The following is a 998-nucleotide window of genomic DNA, read 5'->3' as shown; positions in this document are numbered from 1 at the left end:
AGCAGCAGCACCTTCATCGGCATCGACAGCCAGCGGCCGAGAATGGCCTTCTGCTGGTTGCCGCCGGAGAGGTACATGATCTTCTGCTCGGCATTCGGCGTCTTGACCTTCATCGCCTTGATCTGGTGCTCGGCGTTGCCCTTTTCCCAGCCGTCACGCAACAACCAGCCGAACGCCGAATGGGCGCCACGGGCGCTGATGTTGATGTTCTCGGCGACGCTGGACAGCGGGATGATGCCTTCCTTTTTGCGGTCTTCGGGGCACAGCAGCACCCCGGCGGCGATGGCATCGCGCGGTGAGCGCAGTTGCAGCGGCGCGCCGCACAGCTCCAGGCGACCGGCGCTGGTGCGCTCTAAACCGCTGAGCAGGCGCAACAGTTCGGTGCGCCCTGCCCCGACCAGGCCGAACAGCCCGAGAATCTCGCCCTTGCGCACGTCAAAGCTGATCGGTTCACGCAAGCCGGGGCCTTGTAAACCGTCGAGCTTCAACGCCACTTCGCCGTGGTCACGCGGGCGGTAATCGTAGATGTCCTGGATGTCGCGCCCGACCATGCACGTCACCAACTGGTCATGGGTCAGCGCGCTCATGTCGTCGAAGGTGCGCACGAAGCGGCCGTCCTTGAACACCGTCACCGCGTTGCAGATGCGGAACACTTCTTCCATACGGTGCGACACGTAGAGCACCACTTTGCCCTCGTCGCGCAGGCGCGTGATGATCGCCATCAAGCGGTCGATCTCCCGCGCCGACAGGCTGCTGGTGGGTTCGTCAAACGCGATCACATGCGCGCCACGGGACAGCGCCTTGGCGATTTCCACCAGTTGGCGCTGGCCCAGGGACAGGCGGCCGAGCTTTTCGGCCGGGTCGATTTCATCCGCCAGGCCCTTGAGGCAAGCGAGGGCCTGCTGGCGCAGCAAGCCCCGATTGACCACGCCGAACCGCGACGGCAAATGCCCGAGGAACAGGTTTTCGGCGACGGTCATTTCCGGCACCAGGTGCAG

At 64.4% G+C, this 998-nt stretch carries 1 protein-coding gene; it reads right to left on the bottom strand.

The annotated features are described in order from the left end of the window. Positions 1 to 998 (bottom strand): ATP-binding cassette domain-containing protein (locus tag LIY36_RS27595; RefSeq protein ID WP_226457857.1); only part of this gene is annotated, 998 nt, incomplete at both ends.

The organism is Pseudomonas sp. AF03-9, from assembly GCF_020515815.1.
In the GTDB taxonomy this organism is placed as follows: Bacteria; Pseudomonadota; Gammaproteobacteria; order Pseudomonadales; family Pseudomonadaceae; genus Aquipseudomonas.
This window is presented reverse-complemented; position numbering and strand designations above follow the sequence as displayed.